Raw genomic sequence first — 20,671 nt, 5'->3', positions numbered from 1 at the left:
TCATTGTCTTCTCCCTCAGGTGTTTCCCCTACTTTTTTTGTCTTGTGCCAGATGCCCATATATCTGTGGGGTTTGTTTATATTTGCGCCTTTCGTTTTGAAAAAGACATATTCTAGAATTTAAGCCATGGCGCACTATAATAACCTTCTGTTAGACAACCAGGACGGCATTTTGTTCATTACCGTGAACAGACCCAGCAAAATGAATGCCTTGAATATTGAGACGGTGCAGGAGATTCAGACGGCCATGCAAGAGGTGTATGACGATGAAGACGTGCGCGGTGTCATCTTGACCGGAAGCGGCGAGAAGGCCTTTGTGGCTGGCGCAGACATCGCTGAGATTTCTGAACTAAACGAGGTGAACGGCCGTCGTTTTGCCGAGCGCGGACAGGACGTCTTCTCTATGATTGAGGAATGCCCTAAGCCCGTGATTGCCGCGGTGAACGGCTTTGCCTTGGGCGGAGGGTGTGAGCTAGCCATGGCCTGCCATATTAGAGTAGCCAGTGAGAACGCCCGCTTCGGACAGCCCGAGGTGAACTTAGGACTGATACCCGGTTACGGCGGGACGCAACGCCTAACCCAGTTGGTAGGCAAAGGCAAGGCCATGGAGTTGATGATGACCGGTGACCTTATCCCGGCACTAGAGGCCAAAGAGCTAGGTCTTGTCAACCACGTGACCGCCGTAGAAGACTTAATGCCGAAGTGCTTGGAGATCATGAATAAGATTATTTCTAAGGCGCCGCTGGCGGTGGGCATGATTGTAGACTGCGTAAACGCCTGGTATGACAAAGAAGAGCACGGCTACCAGACAGAGGCCAACTCCTTTAGCCGGTGCTGTGGCTCAGATGACTTCAAGGAAGGCACCAGCGCCTTCTTAGAAAAGCGCAAGCCTCATTTTAAAGGCGAATAATTCTCCAAGCAGAGAATCAGTACATACTAGAATTAATCTTACTCCCGTTTTTAGCCTGATTTCTGGAAAAGAGGCCAAAAACGGGAGTACCTGTGCCTAGCCCAAAAGAGTTTCAAGTAATGCCTATGCTTCTGCCGTTCTTACCATACCAATTGCCTACATGAGCATTGCTAAAAAACTCCTGGGTCAGACTGCCGCGTATGGCTTAAGCAGTATTGTGGGCAGGGCCTTGAATTACCTGCTGGTGCCGCTGTATACGGGTATTTTCCTGCGGGAGGAGTATGCCGTGGTGACCAAGCTCTATGCCATTGTCGCGTTCCTGAACATCGTCTATACCTATGGCATGGAGACCGCTTTCTTCCGGTATGCCAACAAAGAAGGGGCAGACCGGAAAGAGCTTTATCAGAAAGTGCAAACGCTAGTACTTACTACCAGTCTCACCTTCACGGCGCTTCTGCTTATCTTCAATTCCTCCATTGCGTCCAGCCTGGGCTACCCAGAGCATCCAGAGTACATCATTTGGCTGGGCATCACCATTGCGGTAGATGCCATAGTGGCCATTCCCTTCGCCCGTCTGCGGCTAGAGAACAAAGCCGCCCGTTTTGCCATCATCAGGTTGACCAACATCTTTCTGGTCATTGGCGGTAATTTGTTCTTTCTGCTGTTCTGCCGCCACGTGTATGAGGGCAAGTATTTGCAGGAACTGCGGCCAATGGTAGAAGCCATTTACAATCCTGACTTGGGCGTAGGCTATATTTTTGTGGTGAACATGGTGGCCAACCTGCTCTTCATTCCCATGCTCTGGCAACAGTTTAGGGACTTTAAATTCAGACTGGCCCTGACTGAGATGCAACCCATGCTGGTCTATGCGTTCCCTATTCTCATCATGGGCCTGGCCGGGGCTACCAATGAAATGCTTTCCAGAATCATGCTGGACGAGTGGCTTCCCGAAGGCTTTTATCCCGGCACTACCAATGAGCAGGCCTTGGGCGTGTTTGGGGCCAATTACAAGCTGGCTATTATGATGAGCCTCATGATTCAGGCGTTCCGGTATTCAGCAGAGCCGTTCTTCTTTTCGCAGGCGCAGGACAAGAACTCGCCGCAGACGTTTGCCATGGTCATGCGGTGGTTTGTCATTATCTGCGCCTTGGCCTATCTAGGCATCAGCGCTAACCTAGACATCTTCCAGTATTTCCTCGGGAAGGAATTCAGGACGGGGTTGGAGATTGTACCAGTGCTGTTGCTGGCCTATCTGTTCAATGGGGTGTATTACAACCTCACGGTCTGGTTCAAGCTCACAGATAAAACCTACTACGGTACCTACATCACCATTTTCGGGGCGGTAGTGACGGTGGTGGCCAACTTTCTGCTCATTCCGGTGCTGGGCTACATGGGCAGTGCCATTGCGGCCTTTCTGTGCTATTTCTTGATGGCCGTGGTGTGTTACGTGATTGGGCAGAAGTATTTTCCAGTGCCGTATCCCCTTAAGGCCATCTTCGGGTATTTGCTACTGGCCTCTGGACTTATCTGGCTGGCGCAAGCGTGGGAACTGGATAACTTCTGGATCAGGCAGGTATACCACTTGGCTCTATGCGCGGTTTTTGTAGCCGTGGTGTGGGTGGTGGAGAGGCCAGCGCTTCGTGCCTTAAATAGATAATTTTGTATATTAGCTGTCTATGAATTCTTCGCTTTCTGTTAAAGTCATCAATTTAGGCAAGCATCCCTTGCCGCATTACCAAACCGAGCAGTCTGCTGGCATGGACTTGCGTGCCAACTTAGAGGCTTCTGTTACGCTAAAGCCCTTGCAACGCGCCCTCATTTCTACGGGCCTCAGCATAGAGTTGCCCGAAGGCTACGAGGCTCAGATTCGTCCGCGTAGTGGGCTGGCCTTCAAACATGGCATTTCCATCGTGAACACGCCCGGCACCATTGACGCAGATTACCGCGGCGAAATAAAGGTCTTGCTGGTCAATCTCTCTGATACTGATTTTGTAGTAGAAGATGGCGAACGCATTGCCCAGATGGTGGTAGCCAGGCATGAGCGCGTGAGCTGGCAAGCCGCTGAGGAACTGTCTTCTACTGAGAGAGGCGCGGGCGGCTACGGCAGCACCGGCACCAAATAAACTCACCGTTTTTGGCCTGTTTTCGTAGAAAGAAGTCAAAAACGTATTTTTTAAATCTAAATTTTGGCTTGCCCGTACGTAGGCCAAACTTACCTATCAAAAATCACTACATACTATGAGAATAATAGTACCAATGGCCGGCATGGGCAAACGCATGCGCCCCCACACGCTTACTGTTCCTAAACCATTGATTCCTATTGCCGGCAAGCCGATTGTGCAGCGTCTGGTAGAAGACATTGCCAAAGTGTGCCAGGAGCCTATTGAAGAAGTAGCCTTCATCATTGGGCATTTTGGAGCAGAGGTGGAGGCCCGCTTGATTAAGATTGCCGAGTCTGTAGGGGCCAAAGGCACTATCCATTACCAGGAAGAACCATTAGGCACGGCCCACGCCATCCTGTGCGCCCAGAGCGCCTTGAAAGGCAACGTGGTGGTAGCCTTTGCAGACACCCTTTTCAAAGCAGACTTCAAACTAGACACCTCTGCCGAGGGTACCATCTGGGTGCAGAAAGTAGAAGACCCGCGTCCGTTTGGCGTGGTGAAACTAAACGAGCAAGGCCAGATCACGGAGTTTGTGGAAAAACCGCAGGACTTTGTCTCTGACTTGGCCATCATTGGTATCTATTACTTTAAAGACGGCGAGTACCTGCGCAATGAGTTGCAGTACCTGCTGGACAATGACATCAAAGACAAAGGCGAGTACCAGTTGACCAACGCGCTGGAGAACATGAAGAGCAAAGGTTCTGTGTTCATACCAGGCCCTATCTCTGAGTGGCTGGACTGCGGCAACAAAGACGCCACCGTGTATACCAACCAGCGCTATCTTGAGTACATCAAAGATGAGCAGGGTTTGGTATCTTCCAGCGCTACCTTGAACAACACGGTGATCATTCCGCCGGTTTATATTGGAGAAAATGCGGTACTGAACAATTCAGTGATAGGTCCGCACGTTTCCATTGGAAACAACACGCAGGTAGACGGTTCTGTGCTGAGTAACAGCATAGTGCAAGAGAACAGCAAGATTAAAAGTGCCCTCATTGCAAACTCAATGGTAGGAAACCATGTTGTGTATGAGAAAACACCGGCAGATCTTAGCTTGGGCGACTACAACACCCTGCGCGACTAGATTAGCATACCACATTTTATGTTGAAAAGAGGACTCACATTAGTGGCCGCTCTGTGCGGGTTGGTAGTTACGGCAGAGTCGGGCTATGCCCAGTCTGACCGTAAAAAGCAGAAGGAGGGGGCTGTTGAGGCAACTTCTCCGGTAGCTTTGCCTGCCCTAAGCGTGCAAGAAGGCCAGCTAAGTGAGTCCTATTTTCTAGAAGGCATGAAGTACTTCGTGCTGGAAGAATACGCCAAGGCCCTGGACCGTTTCCAGCGGGCCTACGCTATTAGTCCGTCCAATGCGGCGGTCAATTACAAGATAGCCGAGACCAGTCTGTTGCTAGGAAGCGCCCGCGGGGCCTTGCCCTTCGCCAAAGCAGCCTTAGAACTGGCGCCTACCAACCCCTATTATCATCTACTGTTAGGACAAATCTATACCAACCAACAACAGGTAGACGAGGCCATCAAGGTGTTTGCGCGGCTTACCCAAGAATTGCCCAACACAGAGCAGTACCTGTTCAACCTCACAGATCTGTATTTGTCCAAAGGCCGTCTAGATGAAGCCCTTAAAACCTTAGCGCAGATAGAGGTGAAGTACGGCTACATTGAGGAAGTCTCTTTCAAGAAACAGCAAATCTATCTAAAGCAAAACAACCTGGCGCAGGCCCTCAAAGAAGGCGAAAACCTGATTGCGGCGAACCCCGAGGAAGTACGTTATGTGTTGGCCCAGGCCGAGATGCTGGCCGCCAACAAGCGGTTTCCGGAAGCCACAGCCATGGCGGAACGCGCTTTAAAAGTTGCCCCAGACAATGCCTACGGTCGCCTTATGCTGGCCGATCTTTTGCGTCAGCAAGGCAAAGTGGCCGAAGGTGAAGCGCAATTGGAACTGGCTTTTGGGAATGCCGGGCTGGACATTGACACCAAGGTAAAGATTCTGGTAGACTACATCAGGCGCCTGCCAGATGAGAAGGTAGCCGCGCAGGCCATTAAACTGGCCGAGCTCACGACCAAGTCACACCCGCGCGAGGCCAAGGCCTTTGCCGTGGCCGGTGACATTTACGCCAACTCCAACCGCAAGCAAGCCGCAAGAGACAATTACCTGAAAGCCGTCAAATTAGACCCGGGGCACTACAAGATCTGGCAGCAGATTGTCTTGCTGGACGGTGAGATGAACCAGACCGACTCACTGATCATCCATTCTGAGCAGGCACTGGAGTTCTTCCCCAACCAAGCCATGTTCTGGTTCTATAATGGCACGGCGCACCTTATTAATAAGAACTATCCTAAGGCTACCAAGTCTTTGGAGTACGGCAGAAGGTTGTCTGTGGGGAATCCTGAATTATTGTTGCAGTTTAATATGCAGTTAGGCGATGCCTATAATGCCGCAGAGCAGTATGAGTTGTCTGACCAGGCCTTTGAAACGGTCTTGGCCATGGATCCCAACAACCCGCATGCCCTCAATAATTACAGTTACTTTCTCTCTGTGCGCGGCCAGAACCTGGCCAAGGCCAAAATGATGTCCAGTGTGCTGGTGTCTCAGTTTCCGGACAATGCCACGTATTTAGACACCTATGCCTGGGTGCTGTACAAGATGAAAGATTTCCAGGAGGCCAAACGCATTCTGGAAAAGGCCGTATCCCTGTCTTCTGATGCCACCATCATTGAACACTACGGTGACGTGCTTTACCAGCTGGGCCAGCGCGAGCAGGCGCTCAAGCAATGGGTCAAGGCCAACCAGGTGGGCGGCGCCTCGCAGGTCATCAGTAAGAAGATAAAAGACAAAAAACTCTATGAATAACAAGTTCCTGACGCTTTGGGCAGTTTCCCTCTTCTTATTTGCAAGCTGTAAAAAAGACATTGTTCCCACCGCGTCTTCTGACACCACGCCAGAAACCATCAACAAGGTCAACGTGGTCAACACAGACTACAGTTACCTGGCCGCCAAAGGCAATGTGCAACTAGAAAGCCAGAACCTGAGCGCCAACGTGACCATGCGTCTCAAGAAAAATGAAATGATCTGGGCTTCTGTGTCTAAACTGGGTATTGAGGCAATCCGCTTGAAAATAACGCCAGACTCTGTTTTTATGGTCAATCGGCTTAAGCAGGAATATTTTGCCGGGTCTTATGCGCTCTTGCAAGAGAAGTATAAGATTGACGTGAACTTTAAAGAATTGCAGGACATGCTGGTGGGTAATTTTGTGCCCGGTGATCCTAACAAAGAAAAATACATGAACATGGGCCCGGTGCAACACGTGCGTCAACTGCGCAACAACCTGCAGGTAGACCAGTATGTGGACACCACGCGCTACAAGCTCAAACGCGTAGAGGTGCGCAACCTCAACAACAAAGACCTGATGACCATGGACTATCAGGAATTTGACAACGTGAACGGCAAGCCTTTCCCTATGGCCTTGCTGTTGACCATTCAACAACCAGAAGGAAATTCGGCCAAAACCACGGTGGTGGCGGTCAAGCACAAACAGGTTTCAGTATCGGAAACTTCTCTGGATTTTCCTTTTTCTGTACCTTCGGACTATGAACGTAAATAGGCGGGGGGCATTTTTTCTTTTTTTCTTTCTTTTATTGCTTGGTTCTCTGGGAGTTGACGCCCAGCAGAAGCAGCCCACGCGTGCCAAAACCACTATCAAGAAGGCTCCGGTAAAGAAGGCACCCGCCAAGGCGGCCGTTAAAAAGTCTCCGGCTAAAACTCCTGTTAAAAGCAAAGCGCAACTAGAGCGCGAAAAGCGGGAGAACCTGCGCCGCATCCAGGAGGCCAACCGTATTCTAGAACAGACCGCTCAAAAGAAACAGGCCTCTTTAGGTCAGTTGAACGTTATCAAAGAAAAGATCACGGTGCAGAAGGGCATGATCAGGAACATCTCCTCAGAGATTAATTACCTGAACAAAGACCTGAGTGCCACCGAGGAGAAGGTAGGCGAGACCCAGATGAACCTGGCCCGTCTGAAGGAGGAGTATGCGCAATTGATTTATGCGGCCTCTAAGTCCTCCAACAGCTACAACAAGCTAATGTTCCTGTTCGCGTCCAAGTCTTTTAACCAGATGATGCGCCGCATGAGCTATCTGCGCCAGTACACCGAGGCGCGTAAAAAGCAGGCGGCCGCCATTGAACGAACCCAGCAGAACCTAAGCCAGCACCTTTCTACACTTACTTCTCAGAAACAGAAGAAAAAGAGCCTGTTAGACGTGCAATTACAGGAGAATAAGAACCTGTTGTCCATGCGCGATGAGCAGGACCAGGTGGTGCAGCAGTTGAGCTTGCAAGAGCAGTCGCTTAAGCAGGAGGTGGAAAAAAGACAGAAGGCCGTTCAGCAGTTAGACCGGTTGATTGAGAACATAGTGCGCGAAGAGATTGCCCGTGCAGCCCGCGCCGCTGAGGCCGCCGCTAGAGCCAAGGCCGCCCGTGAAGCCGCCGCCGCCGCCAAAGCAGGCAAACCAGTGCCTACAGACACAGATGATGAGCCAGCCGCCCCGCGCAGTAGTAACAAAGTAGCCCTCACGCCAGAAGGCGAACTGGTGTCTTCTAACTTTGCCGGTAACAAAGGAAAATTTGCCTGGCCGGTAGAACGTGGATTTATCTCACAACGCTTCGGGCGTCATGCGCACCCGGTGTTAAAAGGCGTGGTGATAGAAAACCGCGGATTAGATATTCAGACGGGTGCCAATGAGAAGGTGCGCACCATTTTTGGCGGTAAAGTATTGGCCGTACAGACCATCCCGGGCATGAACAACATTGTCATGATCCAGCATGGCGAGTACTTTACCGTGTATGCCAAACTGCGCAGCGTGAACGTGTCTGAAGGCCAGCAACTGGACGCTAAAGACGTGATTGGCACCGTGTACACAGACCAAGAAGGCACCTCAGAACTGCAGTTCCAGATCTGGAAGAACCAGACCAACCTTAACCCAGAAGGCTGGTTGTTACGGAAGTAATTCAACTTTCTTTGTCATCCTGGAAGGACCTTGTGGGCAAGCTATAATAGCGCTTATTAAAAAGACACCTCCCGCAAGTTTGAAGCAGGGAAATTGGAATGCGTTTTTTGCCTGTTTCTTGAGAAAAAGGCAAAAAACGCATTTAGTCACCGTCTGTCTAGCTTGCCCACAAGGTCCTTCCAGGATGACAAATCTGGGGAAGAGTTTTGGTGGAATAGCCAATTGATTTTACATCCAAATTTGAAACAAAGAAGAAGGCCGATGCTTAAATAGCATCGGCCTTTCTGTTTTATCACTACCACCGTTTTTGGGCTGTTTTCCAGAAAACAAGCCAAAAACGACCTCTAGCTTCTACCGCTTGTAAATCAAAAAAACTGCGGGCTGTTTATGCAAATCAGGCACTTTGCCTTTCCAATTGGCGACGGTTTTGGTTTGGATGAATTCATTGGGGCCAGTGATGTTGGCGGCTATGCAGAGCTTGGTGTCCTTGCTCAAGTTCTGCAACAGGTCGTCAATCATCTGGCGATTACGGTAAGGCGTCTCCATGAAAATCTGGGTCTGGTCTTTCTGTTGCATTTCCTTCTCCAGTCCGCGCAAAGCCTGTAACCGGTCCCACTTCTCAATAGGCAAGTATCCATGGAACGCGAAGGACTGCCCGTTGAACCCAGACGCCATCAAGCCCATCAAAATCGCCGAAGGTCCCACCAAAGGCACCACCTTGATGCCATTCTGATGCGCCAATCTAGCCAGTTCTGCGCCCGGGTCAGCCACGCCGGGACAACCCGCCTCAGATACTACGCCGCCGTCTTGTCCTGCCAGCAACGGCTTTAACGCCGCCGACAGTTCTGTATCTGAGGAGTCTTTGTCTATGACCGTAATCTGCAGTTCTTCAATAACCTGCGTAGGTGCAATGGACTTGATGTAGCGGCGAGCCGTGCGGGCGTTCTCCACCATAAAGTACTTCAACTGCGCAGTCACTTCGGCCACCTGACGGCAGATGACGGCATTGGCGGTGTCCTCAGCTAAGACCGTAGGGATGAGAAATAAGGTGCCTTTGGCGCTCATCTTAAGCTTGTAGGAATTGGTTGACAATGGCAAAGAACTCTTGGGGCTTTTCGGCGTGTAGCCAGTGGCCCGTGTTTTCAATGGTTTCTATGCGTGCCTGCGGGAACAGCTTTTGAATTTCTGCGGTGTCCTGTTCTGGCTTGATGTAACGGGAGTTGCCGCCTCTTATAAACAGCGTGGGTTTGTTGAAAGGCGTGTCTGAGACTACTTCATCCAGGATGCCGGGCAGGTTGGCTTCAATGGCGTCAATGTTCAGGCGCCAGCCGAAGGTGTTGTCCTCTTTGCGGTACAGGTTCTTGAGCAGGAACATGCGCGTACCCACGTCGCTTTCCTTCTGGGCTAAGATGGCATCTGCGTCATTGCGGCTTTGTAAAGTGTTCAGGTCAATGGAGCGTAGACCTTCCAGAATAGCGTCATGGTGCGGCGGATAGGCTTTGGGAGCAATGTCCGCGACAATCAACTTAGAGAGCTTGTCTGGGTACTGTACGGCAAAATTCATAGCCACTTTTCCGCCCATGGAATGCCCCAGGATGATAGGGTCTTGGATGTTGTGCTGTTCAATAAATTCAGCCAGGTCATTGGTCATCAACTGGTAAGAAAACTCATCTGAATGAGGGGAGCGACCGTGGTTGCGCAGGTCTAATAGGTACACTTTATGCGTCTCAGAGAACTGCTTGCCCAAGGTCTGCCAGTTGTCTGAGGTGCCAAAGAGACCGTGTAAGATGATGAGCGGCGAACCTTCGCCCATAGTGCGGTAGTGTAATTCCATATGAATTGTGTTTATAGGGAAGTATCGTTTTTGGCCTGTTTTACAGAAAACAGATGAATTTCGTTTTTACAGAATACGCGGCGCGGGGCCAAAGTGCCTTCAATTGTTCTACATCAATCAGCAGTGACGTTATAATAAGTTGGCTACCGTCGGCTAGCGTCAGCGTCAGGTACTTGTAAGGGCTCCAAAAAAAGCTGTTAGAACTGCACTTGGTCTCCTGTACCGCGTGCACTTGGGCGGCGTCTAAGTAATACCGCTGGCCAGGACGCAACAGCAAGGCTACTCCGCTTTTGGTATCCAGTTCCAGCGCGCTTTCCTGCTCAAATCGCCAGTACTGGAAGTGCACGAACAGGCTAGGCAACGAGAACAGCAACAGGGCAGATCCAATCCCCGCGGCTAAGCTTTTCTCCAGCAACGTATCCGTCTGCGCCCTAGGAATCAAACTCAGGATAGAAGCACCCAGCCAGGTGCCGATGGCGGACCAGAACACCATCCCGAACTGCCTTGCCGGTGCCAGGTAGTAGACTTTGCTCTTACGCGAGAAGACCTTCAGCAGGAAGCCCACCACGTAATGCGCCAGCACCAGAAAGGCCGTCATCTTTATGATAGTCCCTATCATGCGCGTGGCGTTTTTGGGCTACTTTTCAGAAAACAGGCAAAAAACGGAAGTTCCAGCATTAGTAGTTGAGTTGGCGCAGGTACAGCTGGATGGTATTCTCCAGCCCGAAATAAAGGGCATCACAAATCAAGGCGTGGCCAATGGAAACTTCCTGTAGGTTGGGCAGGCGCTCCTTCAGGAAACGAAGGTTGTCCAGGTCTAGGTCATGCCCAGCGTTCAATCCCAGGTTGCATTGCAGGGCTGTTTTGGCGGCCTCGGCGTACGGAGCGACGGCTTTCTCGCGGTCTGCTAGGTACTGAGAAGCGTAGGCCTCGGTATAGAGTTCTATGCGGTCTGTGCCCGTCAAGGCGGCGCCTTCTACCTGCTTGTTGTCTGGGTCCACGAAGATGGACGTCCGGATGCCTTGCTCTTTAAACTGCGCGATGATGTCTACCAAAAAGTCTTTGTGCTTAATAGTGTCCCAGCCAGCGTTGGAGGTGATGGCATCGGGCGCATCAGGCACCAGGGTCACTTGCTCTGGCTTAACACTCAGGACCAGTTGGATGAAGTCTGGCGTGGGGTTGCCTTCAATGTTGAACTCGGTGGTGACGGCGGGCTTGAGGTCCAGCACGTCCTGGTAGCGGATGTGGCGCTCATCGGGGCGTGGGTGCACGGTGATGCCTTGCGCGCCAAACCGTTCGCAGTCCAACGCCGTTTGAAGAACATTAGGACGGTTGCCGCCGCGGGCGTTCCGCAACGTGGCTATTTTATTTATATTTACACTCAGTTTCGTCATGGTTGTCACGTTTTACTTGGTCATTACCCTCATACGGGCTGGGCAAAGATAAAAACAATTTGACGGCGCCGTTCAATAGATGTCTCACGTCGGTTCCCTTTATGAGAGCCTTACAAAATTTAACTATGAGTTTAAAAGCAAACGTAGAAGCAGGTATCAAGCAAGCCATGCTGGCCAAAGATAAAACCCGTCTGCAAGCCCTAAGAAGCATCAAGTCCCAAATTCTTTTAGCCGAAACCGAGAAAGGCGGCGCCGAGGAATTAACCGCAGACGCAGAGATGAAACTGTTGACCAAGTCGGCCAAGCAACGCCGCGACTCGGCTGAGATTTACCGCACCCAGGGCCGTCAGGATTTGGAAGAGGTAGAACTGGCTGAGCTGGCTGTGATTGAGGAATTCCTGCCTCAGCAATTGGACGAAGGAGATTTGCGCGAGCGTCTTTTGGAAATCATTCAGCGCGTGGGTGCTTTGGGACCCTCTGACATGGGCAAAGTAATGGGCGTAGCCTCCAGAGAACTGGCTGGTCTAGCCGACGGCAGAGCCATCTCCAGCGCGGTGAGCGCCTTGTTAAACAATACCAACGCCTAAGCATTTACCTGATTGAGCACGTTTGACATGTTTCTGCTTCTTCCGGTGGCCTACGGGGCTATCAGAGGTTTGTGGAAAGGCTTGATATTAGAAGTTGCCTCTTTGGCGGCCCTGGTGATCATTATCGTCTTCGGGGTGAAGTTGGTGAACATGGCCTCGCCTACCATCAATGAATGGCTGGGTGACAGCGCCGGTTTCTTGCCGTTTCTGCCTTATTTGCTGGTGTTCATTGCCATTGGGTTTGCCGTACGGTTCATTGGTCTGCTCTTAAAGAAGACGGTCAACCTCACGCCCCTGGGGCTGTTAGACAAGTTGGGCGGTGCTTTTTTCGGGGCGCTTAAGTGGGGGTTTGCAGTGTGCTTGTTGGTATACTTCGCTAATAACGCTGGGTTAGATACTGCCTTTGCCACCGTGAAAGAGTCTACCTTGTATCCCTTTTATGTAGAGGCCGCGCCTAGTGCCTGGGCCTTTGTGCAATGGGTGATTCCGGTGGGCAGAGACGCCTTAACCGCGCTTCAGTAAATAATAATATGATTTCCGTTTTTGGCTTGTTTTCTGGAAAAGAGGCCAAAAACGGAAATTCTTTTCTTACAGTATCTATTCCGTGCTGCTGCTCCTGGACAACTTTGATTCGTTTACTTATAACCTTTATGACTATTTTAAACAGATAGGCGTGGAGGTGGAAGTGCGGCGCAATAACGTATCTCTGGAGGAATTGCAGAAACTTCCCTTAGAAGGCATTGTGCTGTCGCCGGGGCCGGGCACGCCCGAGAAGGCTGGGGTCATGCCTGCGGTCATTGACTACTATCATGACCGGTTGCCCATGCTGGGGATTTGTCTGGGGCATCAGGCTTTGGGGCAGTTCTTTGGGGGGCAGGTAGTCAAAGCGCTCAAGCCCATGCACGGCAAAATCTCTGAGATTACCTGCGCACCAGACCCGCTGTTTGCCCACATGCCCCAAAAGGTACAGGTGGTGCGCTACCATTCCCTAGTGGTCACTAAAGCTCCGGCTTCCTTGATTCCCTTAGCGCAAACCCAAGAAGGCGAGTTGATGGCTTTTAAGCATAACCAATTGCCGCTCTATGCGTTGCAGTTTCACCCCGAGGCGGCTTTGACTACTCATGGGCTCACTATGCTTAAAAATTGGGTAGATATTGTTAATATTACAACCCACTAGAAGTTTTTAGTAAAGATTACCACAACCGATTCTCTACACATGGACCTGGAAATTAAGAAGGAAGGCGGGTTTGAATTCATAGACGAGGGCGAAGGCCAAGTGCTGATTTTGTTACACGGGCTTTTTGGCGCGCTTAGTAATTGGCAGGGAGTGGTGTCGCATTTCAAGAAAAATTACCGGGTAGTCATCCCAATGATGCCTCTTTATACAATGCCTTTGCCGCAGGCCAGCGTGCCGGGCCTGGTAGAGTTTGTAGAGGAGTTTGTGGCGTTCAAGAATCTTTCAGAATTAACGCTTTTAGGTAACTCGTTAGGCGGACACGTGGCCTTGGAGTACGCGATTAAAAACCCTAGCTATGTAAAGCGTCTTGTCTTGACGGGTAGCTCTGGTTTGTTTGAAGACTCCATGGGTGGTTCTTTCCCTAAGCGCGGCAATTATGAATTTGTGAAAGAGCGCGTGGAGTATACCTTCTATTATCCAGAGACGGCTACCAAAGAACTGGTGGACGAGGTGTTTGACATCACCAACAGCAATCCCAAAGTATTACGCATCATCTCCATTGCCAAGTCTGCCCAGCGCAACAACATGGCAAAAGATTTAGGTAAAATCACCGCGCCTACTTTATTAATCTGGGGCTTGAATGATACCATCACGCCGCCCATAGTGGCCCACGAGTTCAACAGGCTCATTCAAAACTCAGAGCTGCACTTCATAGACCACTGCTGTCACGCTCCCATGATGGAACATCCAGAGGCCTTTAACAGTATCTTAGATAGATTTCTGATAAAGACCGCCTCTCTATGATTGCCGAAGAACTGATAAATCAAATGGTGCCTCCGCTAAAACTCTCTGACTCTGGGGAGAAGGCGGTGAAGTGGATGGAGGAGTTTAGGCTAAACCAACTGCCCGTGGTCAAAAACCGGAAGTACCTGGGTTTGGTCACCGAAGACAATGTGCTGGAAGCTAAAAATCCTGACCTAGTCTTAGAACAAATTCCCTTTGATTTTGAGCACGTACATGTACAACAGAACCAGCACTTTTACAGTGTCATGGAACTGGCCATTAAAAACAAAGTACAGGTAGTGCCTGTTCTGGATGAACTACAGGAGTATTTAGGCGTCATCACGGTAAGCGACACCATCGCGGCCTTCGGGCAAATGTCTGCCATACAGGGGCAGGGCGGTATTCTGGTCTTGAGCATGGCTGAACGCGATTATTCCTTATCAGAGATTAGCCGTCTGGTGGAATCCAACAACGCCAAGATTCTGAGCGCTTATGTGTCCCCAGATGAGGCAGATGTTTTTCAGATGAAGCTTACCTTGAAGATTAATACCGTTGACCTGACCAGGATTGTAGCCACGCTAGAGCGCTTTGGGTATAAGATCACAGCCCAGTTTCAGGATGCCGGCAACACAGATGAAGACCATGACCGCCTGGATATGTTGATGCGGTACCTAAATGTCTAGTTGCGTTGTCTTCTCGCTTAGTTAGATCTTATTCCTACATCTGTAAGACCCTATGAAGATAGCTATAGTTGGCAAACCAGTAAAGGATGAGGTGCTGCCGTATGTGAAGCGTCTCTTTGATAACTTGATCCAACGGGGCATTGCCGTCATCATCTCAGAGAATTTTGCAGAGCTATTACAACCGTATCTTGCTCTCCCCAAAGAAATAGAGACGTTTAATAGGCAGACCAACCTGCAGGACGTCTCTTATATGTTAAGTCTGGGCGGCGACGGTACTCTCTTGGATGCCGTCACCTACGTAGGGCCTTTGGAAATTCCTATTCTAGGCATAAACATGGGCCGTCTGGGTTTTTTGGCCTCTGTGCCCTATGCACAACTAGATGCGGCGGTAGATACGTTATTGAAAGGTCACTATACGTTTGATGAGCGTTCGCTTATTCATTTAGATAGTGATCAAGAGGTTTTTGAGGGGATTAACTTTGGATTGAATGAATTTTCAATATTAAAGCGAGATACTTCCTCCATGATTGCCGTTCATACGTACATAGACGGCGAGTATTTGAATTCATATTGGGCAGACGGGCTGATTGTGGCCACGCCTACAGGATCTACCGGCTATTCTCTGAGCTGCGGCGGTCCAGTAATGATGCCACAGACAAACAATTTTGTCGTGTCTCCCGTATGTCCTCATAATTTGAATGTCCGCCCTTTGGTGGTGTCAGACAGGAGCGTCATTTCTTTTGAGATAGAAGGGAGGAGCACCAAGTATCTGGTTTCTTTGGATTCCAGGTCCAGACCTGTAGATGCTTCCATCCAACTGGCCATAAGGCGGGAAGACTTCAATGCGCGTTTGGTGAAGCTTAACCAGGTTAATTTTTTAACCACGTTGCGCACTAAAATGCATTGGGGCTTAGATCAACGAAATGGATAACAACCATTTATACATATATTTTGTGTATATAGCTGATCTTTATGTAGAAAAAAATTATAAATTTGCCTGTTGGAGTGCAAGTGTAAATTCCATTAGAGTGAATCCAGCAAATTGTTTGACGGCATGAAAAACGTATTCTCAGCTTTTTTAATTTTAGTAACCCTTAGTATTGCGTTTTCACAGGATGCAGAGGCTCAACGCTTTAGAACCAGAAACAGATATAATTCTGTGGGTGTGAGCTTAAATGCCATGAACTATTTTGGTGATGTGACGCCAGAGGCAGATTTTACCAGTCTGCGTTTAAAATCCACTCGTCCAAGCTTAGCCGTGAGCTATACCAGAAGGTTCTTTCCAAGAATTTCAGCGCGTGGTTCTTTCAGCTGGGGCCGTATTACCGGTGATGATGCCAAAAGTGCCTCGCCAGATGAAGAAGAGAATGCGCCAAGATTTAAGCGTAACCTCAGCTTTAGAAATGATATCAAAGAGCTGAGCGTAGTAGGTATCGTTGACTTGTTTGAGAACCGTCGTTCTTACCTGCGTCGTCCAGATTTTACACCGTATGTATTTGGCGGGGTTGCTGTGTTGCATCATAACCCAAAGGCTTATTATGATGGCGGAAAGATTGCTACAGGTTGGTATGAACTACAGCCATTAGGCACAGAGGGGCAATATGCTGACGGGGATGGTTACCCTGAGCCTTACTCAAGAGTGCAGTTTGCTATTCCTTTAGGGATTGGAGCTCGTTATAGAATTGACAAACGCTGGGACATCGCGCTTGAGATTGGTTGGAGAAAAACTTTCACGGATTACCTAGATGATGTGAGCGGTACTTATGCCAATAAAGCTGACCTGAAATCTGAAGAAGCAAGAATCCTTTCTGATAGAAGCGCAGAGAGTGGCTTTGGGCCAATTGTTAATGATGGTGGGTACCCACGTATAAATGGTTATGGACGTAAAGGTGACCAACGCGGTGACATTACAGATGATGACTGGTACATTACTACAGGCGTTACCTTAAGTTATATCTTGAGACCAGTACGAAGAGGACCTAAATTCCGTTAATAGGGAGAATCCAAACTTTACTAAATGAGAATACAGATTTTACGGACACTCCTTATTTGCCTTTCGGTTCAAATAGGGAGTGTTTTTTTTATGTCCTCTTTTGCGCAGAATCAGGAGAGAAGCACCAATGAGATTGGGCTGGGCATAGGAGGGATTTCATATAAAGGGGATGTGTCTCCTCGGTACAGAGTCTTAAGCAACCGTCCGGCTCTTACGCTGTTTTATAAGAAAGACGTGTCAAGGGCTTTGGTATTGCGCGGTAGTCTTTTAGCCGGGAAGGTAAAGGCCAAAGACACACAGTATGAAGACTTGCCTCTCTCAGATTACAGAAGAGCAGAAGTGACCACCAGTGTTCTTGAACTGGCGGTGGGCTTTGACTACAACTTTCTGGATTACTATGATTTTAGACGTCATATTAGATGGACGCCTTACTTTACCTTGGGCGTAGCTGGTTTAGCATACAACAACAAAACCATTGCTCAAAACCCAAGCATATTGTATCCAGAGAACGGAGGCAATAATGAGCCCTATAAGACGGCGTTTACCATGGCAGTGCCCATTGGAGCGGGCGTTAAGTACGCCCTCACGCATAGACTAAACCTAGGTGTGGAGTTTGGTGCGCGTTTTTTGTTGACAGACCGGTTTGATAACCTTACCAACCAGAATGAAAAGGTCATGAACCCACATGACAATGACTGGTATTTCTATAATGGAGTGAGCCTGTCTTATACCTTCTATAAAATCAACTGTCCTTTATTTTAAAAGAAATCAATGCTTTAATGTAAGGTATACTGGAAGGGGTGTGTCTAATATTGACAAGCTTTTCCTAAATTGCATTGAAATTTCTTTTTAATGAGCCTAAAGGAAAAGATAGATCTGGGCAATTTGCCACAACACATTGCCGTTATCATGGACGGAAACGGGCGTTGGGCGAAGAAAAAAGGCAACCTCCGGATCTTTGGACATCAAAACGCCATCACTGCGGTACGCGAAACGGTAGAAGCCTCAGCTGAGCTGGGAGTGGAATACCTGACGCTGTACGCTTTTTCTACGGAGAACTGGTCACGACCAAAGCAAGAGGTAGAAGCCTTGATGCAACTGCTGGTAAGCACCATCAGTAAGGAGACGGCTACGCTTAATAAGAATAACATCAGGTTGCAGGCTATTGGAGATACGGCCTCTCTGCCCAATTCCTGTAGAAAGCAACTGCAAGAGGCAATTGCCAAGACCAATCAGAATACCAGAATGACGTTGGTGCTAGCGCTAAGCTACAGCGGCAGGTGGGACATTACCAATGCGGTACAGCAAATAGCAAAGGCTGTACAAGCAGGTGAAATAAATCCTGAGCAAATCACAGAACAGACTGTGGAGAAGTATCTGGCTACTGCAGGTATGCCAGACCCCAGTTTATTGATTAGAACCAGCGGAGAACAAAGAATCAGTAATTTCCTGCTTTGGCAGTTAGCCTATACAGAGTTGTACATCACAGAACTGTTATGGCCAGATTACAGGAAAGAACACTTATATGAAGCCATACTTGCCTACCAACAACGGGAGCGCCGTTTTGGGAAAACAAGTGAACAATTACAAAAAGCAAATTCTTAATGAGTAAGTATTTCTGGCTGTTATGCCTATTAGTAATGTCTAATGCGGCAGCAGCACAAGTAAGGCTTGGCGTTGGCAGAAGCACCCCACAACAGCAATCTCCTTCTACGTTAGATTACAGCAATCCTAAAAGATACACCATTGGGGGTATCACGGTAAGCGGTGCTAAATTCTTAGACCCTAATACGCTTATCTCCTTGACAGGGTTAGATATAGGAGATGAGATCACCGTACCTGGTGAGGACATTGGCTTTGCCATCCAGAAATTATGGGACCAAGGCATTTTGGGCGGCGTAGATGTGCGTGCCACCAGTATTGAGGGGAACAAGATTTTCTTGGACTTCTTCTTAACGGAGCGCCCACGCCTTTCAAGGTTTGAGTTTACGGGTGCCAGCAAATCACAGGCCGAGGATCTGACCGAACAAATCTCTTTGAGCAAGGGACGTGTAGTGACAGACGCTTTGTTGAGCTCTACCCGTACGGCCGTTGAGAAATTCTACCAAGAGAAAGGCTATCTAAACGCCCAGGCTACCATCAAGCAAAGCCCAGACTCCATCATTGCCAACAGCGTTTCTCTGGACATACAGATTAACAAGGGCGAGAAAGTGAAAATTGCTGAGCTGAATATTGAAGGCAACGAAGCCATTAAAGACAGCAAGCTCAAAAAGAAACTGAAAGACACCAAAGAGAAGAAATTCTACAAACTGTTTACCAGCGGCAAGTTTCAGCAGGCCAAATTTGAGGACGACAAAAAGCTTCTGATTGACTATTACAATACGCAGGGCTACCGTGATGCCACCATCGTGTCAGATTCAATTTATAGAATCAGTGATGACCGTATTGGCATAAAGCTAGTCATTGATGAGGGGTCTAAATACTATTATCGCAACATTACCTGGAACGGTAACTACTTGTATGATGACGCCTACCTGAGCAGAGTGCTAGGTTTACAGAAAGGTGATGTCTATAACAAAGAAGAACTGGACAAACGTCTGAACTACAACCCAAATGAGTCTGACGTAACCTCGCTTTATATGGATGATGGTTATCTGTTCTTCCAGATTGAACCCGTAGAGGTGGCGGTAGAAGGTGACTCTATAGACATTGAGATGCGGTTGAGCGAAGGTTCTCAAGCCAAAATCAACTCCGTGAGTGTATCTGGCAATACCAAGACCAGCGACCACGTGATTTTGCGTGAACTGCGTACGCTGCCGGGACAGAACTTTAGCCGTGCGGCCTTGATTAGATCACAGCGCGAGATTGCCGCCCTAGGGTATTTTGACCCAGAGAACATTGGCATGAACCCAATCCCTAATCCAGCCAACGGAACCGTTGATATTCAATATTCTGTAGAGGAGCGGCCAAATGACCAGATAACCTTGTCTGGTGGTTGGGGCGGTGGCTTGGGTGCCGTAGGTACCGTGGGTCTAGTGCTCAACAACTTCTCTTTGCGCAAAGCAGGTGACTTTAAGCAATGGCGTCCCGTACCGTCTGGTGACGGTCAGCGTCTGGCCTTGAACATTCAAGCCAATGGTAAGCGCTACCAGTCTTACTCACTCTCTTTCACAGAGCCATGGTTGGGCGGCCGCAGACCAAACTCCTTGACCGTGAGCTTGAGCAAGTCTATTCAAAGATTCAATGATTTAGACGAGTTCAACCAGCAGCGTGAGGCCTATATTGACATCAATGGGGTGTCTGTGAACTTGGGTCGTAGATTAAGATGGCCAGATGATTACTTCAGCTTAAGTAACTCTCTGTCTTATTACCGCTACAACATGAGCAACGGCTCCACCATTTTTAGGGGCTATCCAGAGGCAGACCAGATAAAAGACGCTAACAATTTTTCTTTTATCACAGGCTTCTCCAGAAACAGCATAGACAATCCAACCTTTACCAGATCTGGGGCTGCATTGAGCTTAACAGCCACTTTGACGCCTCCATATTCCTTGTTTAAAGGCCAGACAAACTCCTTCCAATGGATAGAATTCCATAAATGGATGGCAGATGCCTCATGGTTTCACACTTTGGCAGGAAATTTGGTATTGAATACAAGAGCGCACTTTGGCTTTATTGGATCATATAGTTCAAAAGGAACTATTGGGCCGTTTGAAAGATTTAAACTAGGAGGCTCTGGTTTAGGAGGTGGTTCGTTTATAGTAGCCACTGACTACGTAGGTCTGCGTGGATACGAAGATGAAAGTATTACGCCGCTGTCTGCCAATGGCCAGATTTCTGCGGGTGGGGTGGCCTTCAACAAATACGTGTCTGAGTTGCGCTACCTGGTGTCTCCAAACCCAGCAGCTACGGTTTATGTGTTGGCCTTTGCCGAGGCCGGTAACAACTTCCCTAGCATGCGGACATATGATCCATTCAAATTGTATCGTTCTGTAGGGGTAGGAGCCAGAGTGTTCATGGCAGCCTTCGGGTTGTTAGGGTTTGACTATGGTTGGGGCTTAGATACCGTGCCAGGACAACCTAATGCCAACGGTGGTCAGTTCCACTTTATGATTGGACAGCAGATTAGGTAA

At 49.0% G+C, this 20,671-nt stretch carries 21 protein-coding genes; 17 read left to right on the top strand and 4 right to left on the bottom strand.

Features of this window, described 5'->3' with window-relative positions; genetic code table 11:
• Positions 1–126 precede the first annotated feature (126 nt).
• From ABD880_RS11805 to ABD880_RS11775, 7 genes are all read left to right on the top strand, one after another.
• The gene (locus ABD880_RS11805) at positions 127–909 is read left to right on the top strand and encodes an enoyl-CoA hydratase/isomerase family protein (protein ID WP_345166227.1); all 783 of its coding nucleotides are present in this window, start codon (positions 127–129) and stop codon (positions 907–909) included.
• 160 nt (positions 910–1,069) lie between these two features.
• A complete protein-coding gene (locus tag ABD880_RS11800; RefSeq protein WP_345166224.1) occupies positions 1,070–2,566 on the top strand; it encodes a lipopolysaccharide biosynthesis protein in 1,497 nt (498 codons plus the stop codon).
• Between the two features lie 19 nt (positions 2,567–2,585).
• The gene (gene dut, locus ABD880_RS11795; protein WP_345166223.1) at positions 2,586–3,032 is read left to right on the top strand and encodes a dUTP diphosphatase; all 447 of its coding nucleotides are present in this window, start codon (positions 2,586–2,588) and stop codon (positions 3,030–3,032) included.
• A 115-nt stretch (positions 3,033–3,147) separates the two neighbouring features.
• A complete protein-coding gene (locus ABD880_RS11790; RefSeq protein ID WP_345166220.1) occupies positions 3,148–4,155 on the top strand; it encodes a sugar phosphate nucleotidyltransferase in 1,008 nt (335 codons plus the stop codon).
• Between the two features lie 18 nt (positions 4,156–4,173).
• Entirely contained in the window at positions 4,174–5,934 is a 1,761-nt protein-coding gene (locus ABD880_RS11785) for a tetratricopeptide repeat protein (protein WP_345166217.1), read from the top strand.
• Positions 5,927–6,685, top strand: coding sequence for a lipoprotein insertase outer membrane protein LolB1 (lolB1, locus tag ABD880_RS11780; RefSeq protein WP_345166214.1), 759 nt, complete (start codon positions 5,927–5,929; stop codon positions 6,683–6,685). The genes ABD880_RS11785 and lolB1 overlap by 8 nt, the downstream gene beginning before the upstream one ends.
• 34 nt (positions 6,686–6,719) lie before the next feature.
• Positions 6,720–8,087: a murein hydrolase activator EnvC family protein gene (locus ABD880_RS11775; protein ID WP_345166211.1), complete on the top strand. Its 1,368-nt coding sequence runs from the start codon at positions 6,720–6,722 to the stop codon at positions 8,085–8,087.
• A gap of 351 nt (positions 8,088–8,438) precedes the next feature.
• On the opposite strand, the gene ABD880_RS11770 is transcribed toward ABD880_RS11775, so the two are convergent.
• The 4 genes from ABD880_RS11770 to ABD880_RS11755 are packed head-to-tail and all read right to left on the bottom strand — an operon-like array spanning position 8,439 to position 11,315.
• Complete coding sequence (locus ABD880_RS11770; protein ID WP_345166208.1) at positions 8,439–9,179, bottom strand: SAM-dependent methyltransferase; 741 nt, start codon at positions 9,177–9,179, stop codon at positions 8,439–8,441.
• Positions 9,154–9,921 carry an alpha/beta fold hydrolase gene (locus ABD880_RS11765; RefSeq protein ID WP_345166206.1) on the bottom strand — a complete coding sequence of 256 codons (768 nt, stop codon included), beginning with the start codon at positions 9,919–9,921 and terminating at the stop codon, positions 9,154–9,156. Before ABD880_RS11765 ends, ABD880_RS11770 begins: the two co-directional genes overlap by 26 nt.
• Before the next feature lie 40 nt (positions 9,922–9,961).
• On the bottom strand, positions 9,962–10,540 hold the full coding sequence (locus tag ABD880_RS11760; RefSeq protein ID WP_345166204.1) for a PH domain-containing protein: 579 nt from the start codon (positions 10,538–10,540) through the stop codon (positions 9,962–9,964).
• Positions 10,541–10,598: 58 nt separating this feature from the next.
• On the bottom strand, positions 10,599–11,315 hold the full coding sequence (locus ABD880_RS11755; RefSeq protein WP_345166201.1) for a pyridoxine 5'-phosphate synthase: 717 nt from the start codon (positions 11,313–11,315) through the stop codon (positions 10,599–10,601).
• A gap of 125 nt (positions 11,316–11,440) precedes the next feature.
• On the opposite strand from ABD880_RS11755, the gene ABD880_RS11750 reads away from it, so the two are divergent.
• From ABD880_RS11750 to bamA, 10 genes are all read left to right on the top strand, one after another.
• Entirely contained in the window at positions 11,441–11,902 is a 462-nt protein-coding gene (locus ABD880_RS11750; RefSeq protein ID WP_345166199.1) for a GatB/YqeY domain-containing protein, read from the top strand.
• 27 nt (positions 11,903–11,929) lie between these two features.
• Complete coding sequence (locus tag ABD880_RS11745) at positions 11,930–12,424, top strand: CvpA family protein (RefSeq protein ID WP_345166197.1); 495 nt, start codon at positions 11,930–11,932, stop codon at positions 12,422–12,424.
• An 82-nt stretch (positions 12,425–12,506) separates the two neighbouring features.
• Positions 12,507–13,079 carry an anthranilate synthase component II gene (locus ABD880_RS11740; protein WP_345166195.1) on the top strand — a complete coding sequence of 191 codons (573 nt, stop codon included), beginning with the start codon at positions 12,507–12,509 and terminating at the stop codon, positions 13,077–13,079.
• Positions 13,080–13,118: 39 nt separating this feature from the next.
• The gene (locus tag ABD880_RS11735) at positions 13,119–13,883 is read left to right on the top strand and encodes an alpha/beta fold hydrolase (RefSeq protein ID WP_345166193.1); all 765 of its coding nucleotides are present in this window, start codon (positions 13,119–13,121) and stop codon (positions 13,881–13,883) included.
• On the top strand, positions 13,880–14,545 hold the full coding sequence (locus ABD880_RS11730; RefSeq protein ID WP_345166191.1) for a CBS domain-containing protein: 666 nt from the start codon (positions 13,880–13,882) through the stop codon (positions 14,543–14,545). Before ABD880_RS11735 ends, ABD880_RS11730 begins: the two co-directional genes overlap by 4 nt.
• A 52-nt stretch (positions 14,546–14,597) precedes the next feature.
• Positions 14,598–15,476, top strand: coding sequence for an NAD kinase (locus tag ABD880_RS11725; protein WP_345166189.1), 879 nt, complete (start codon positions 14,598–14,600; stop codon positions 15,474–15,476).
• Positions 15,477–15,599: 123 nt separating this feature from the next.
• Positions 15,600–16,538 carry a DUF6089 family protein gene (locus ABD880_RS11720; protein WP_345166187.1) on the top strand — a complete coding sequence of 313 codons (939 nt, stop codon included), beginning with the start codon at positions 15,600–15,602 and terminating at the stop codon, positions 16,536–16,538.
• A 90-nt stretch (positions 16,539–16,628) separates the two neighbouring features.
• Positions 16,629–17,300 (top strand): type IX secretion system protein PorG, encoded by a 672-nt coding sequence (gene porG / locus ABD880_RS11715; protein WP_345166184.1) that lies wholly within the window; start codon positions 16,629–16,631, stop codon positions 17,298–17,300.
• Positions 17,301–17,390: 90 nt separating this feature from the next.
• Entirely contained in the window at positions 17,391–18,143 is a 753-nt protein-coding gene (gene uppS / locus ABD880_RS11710) for an undecaprenyl pyrophosphate synthase (protein ID WP_345166181.1), read from the top strand.
• On the top strand, positions 18,143–20,671 hold the full coding sequence (gene bamA, locus ABD880_RS11705; RefSeq protein WP_345166179.1) for an outer membrane protein assembly factor BamA: 2,529 nt from the start codon (positions 18,143–18,145) through the stop codon (positions 20,669–20,671). The genes uppS and bamA overlap by 1 nt, the downstream gene beginning before the upstream one ends.

It is taken from the genome of Nibribacter koreensis (assembly GCF_039541795.1).
GTDB classification, from domain to species: domain Bacteria; phylum Bacteroidota; class Bacteroidia; order Cytophagales; family Hymenobacteraceae; genus Nibribacter; species Nibribacter koreensis.
Note: the sequence above shows the minus strand (reverse complement) of the source record. Positions and strands in the feature narration are given on the sequence as shown.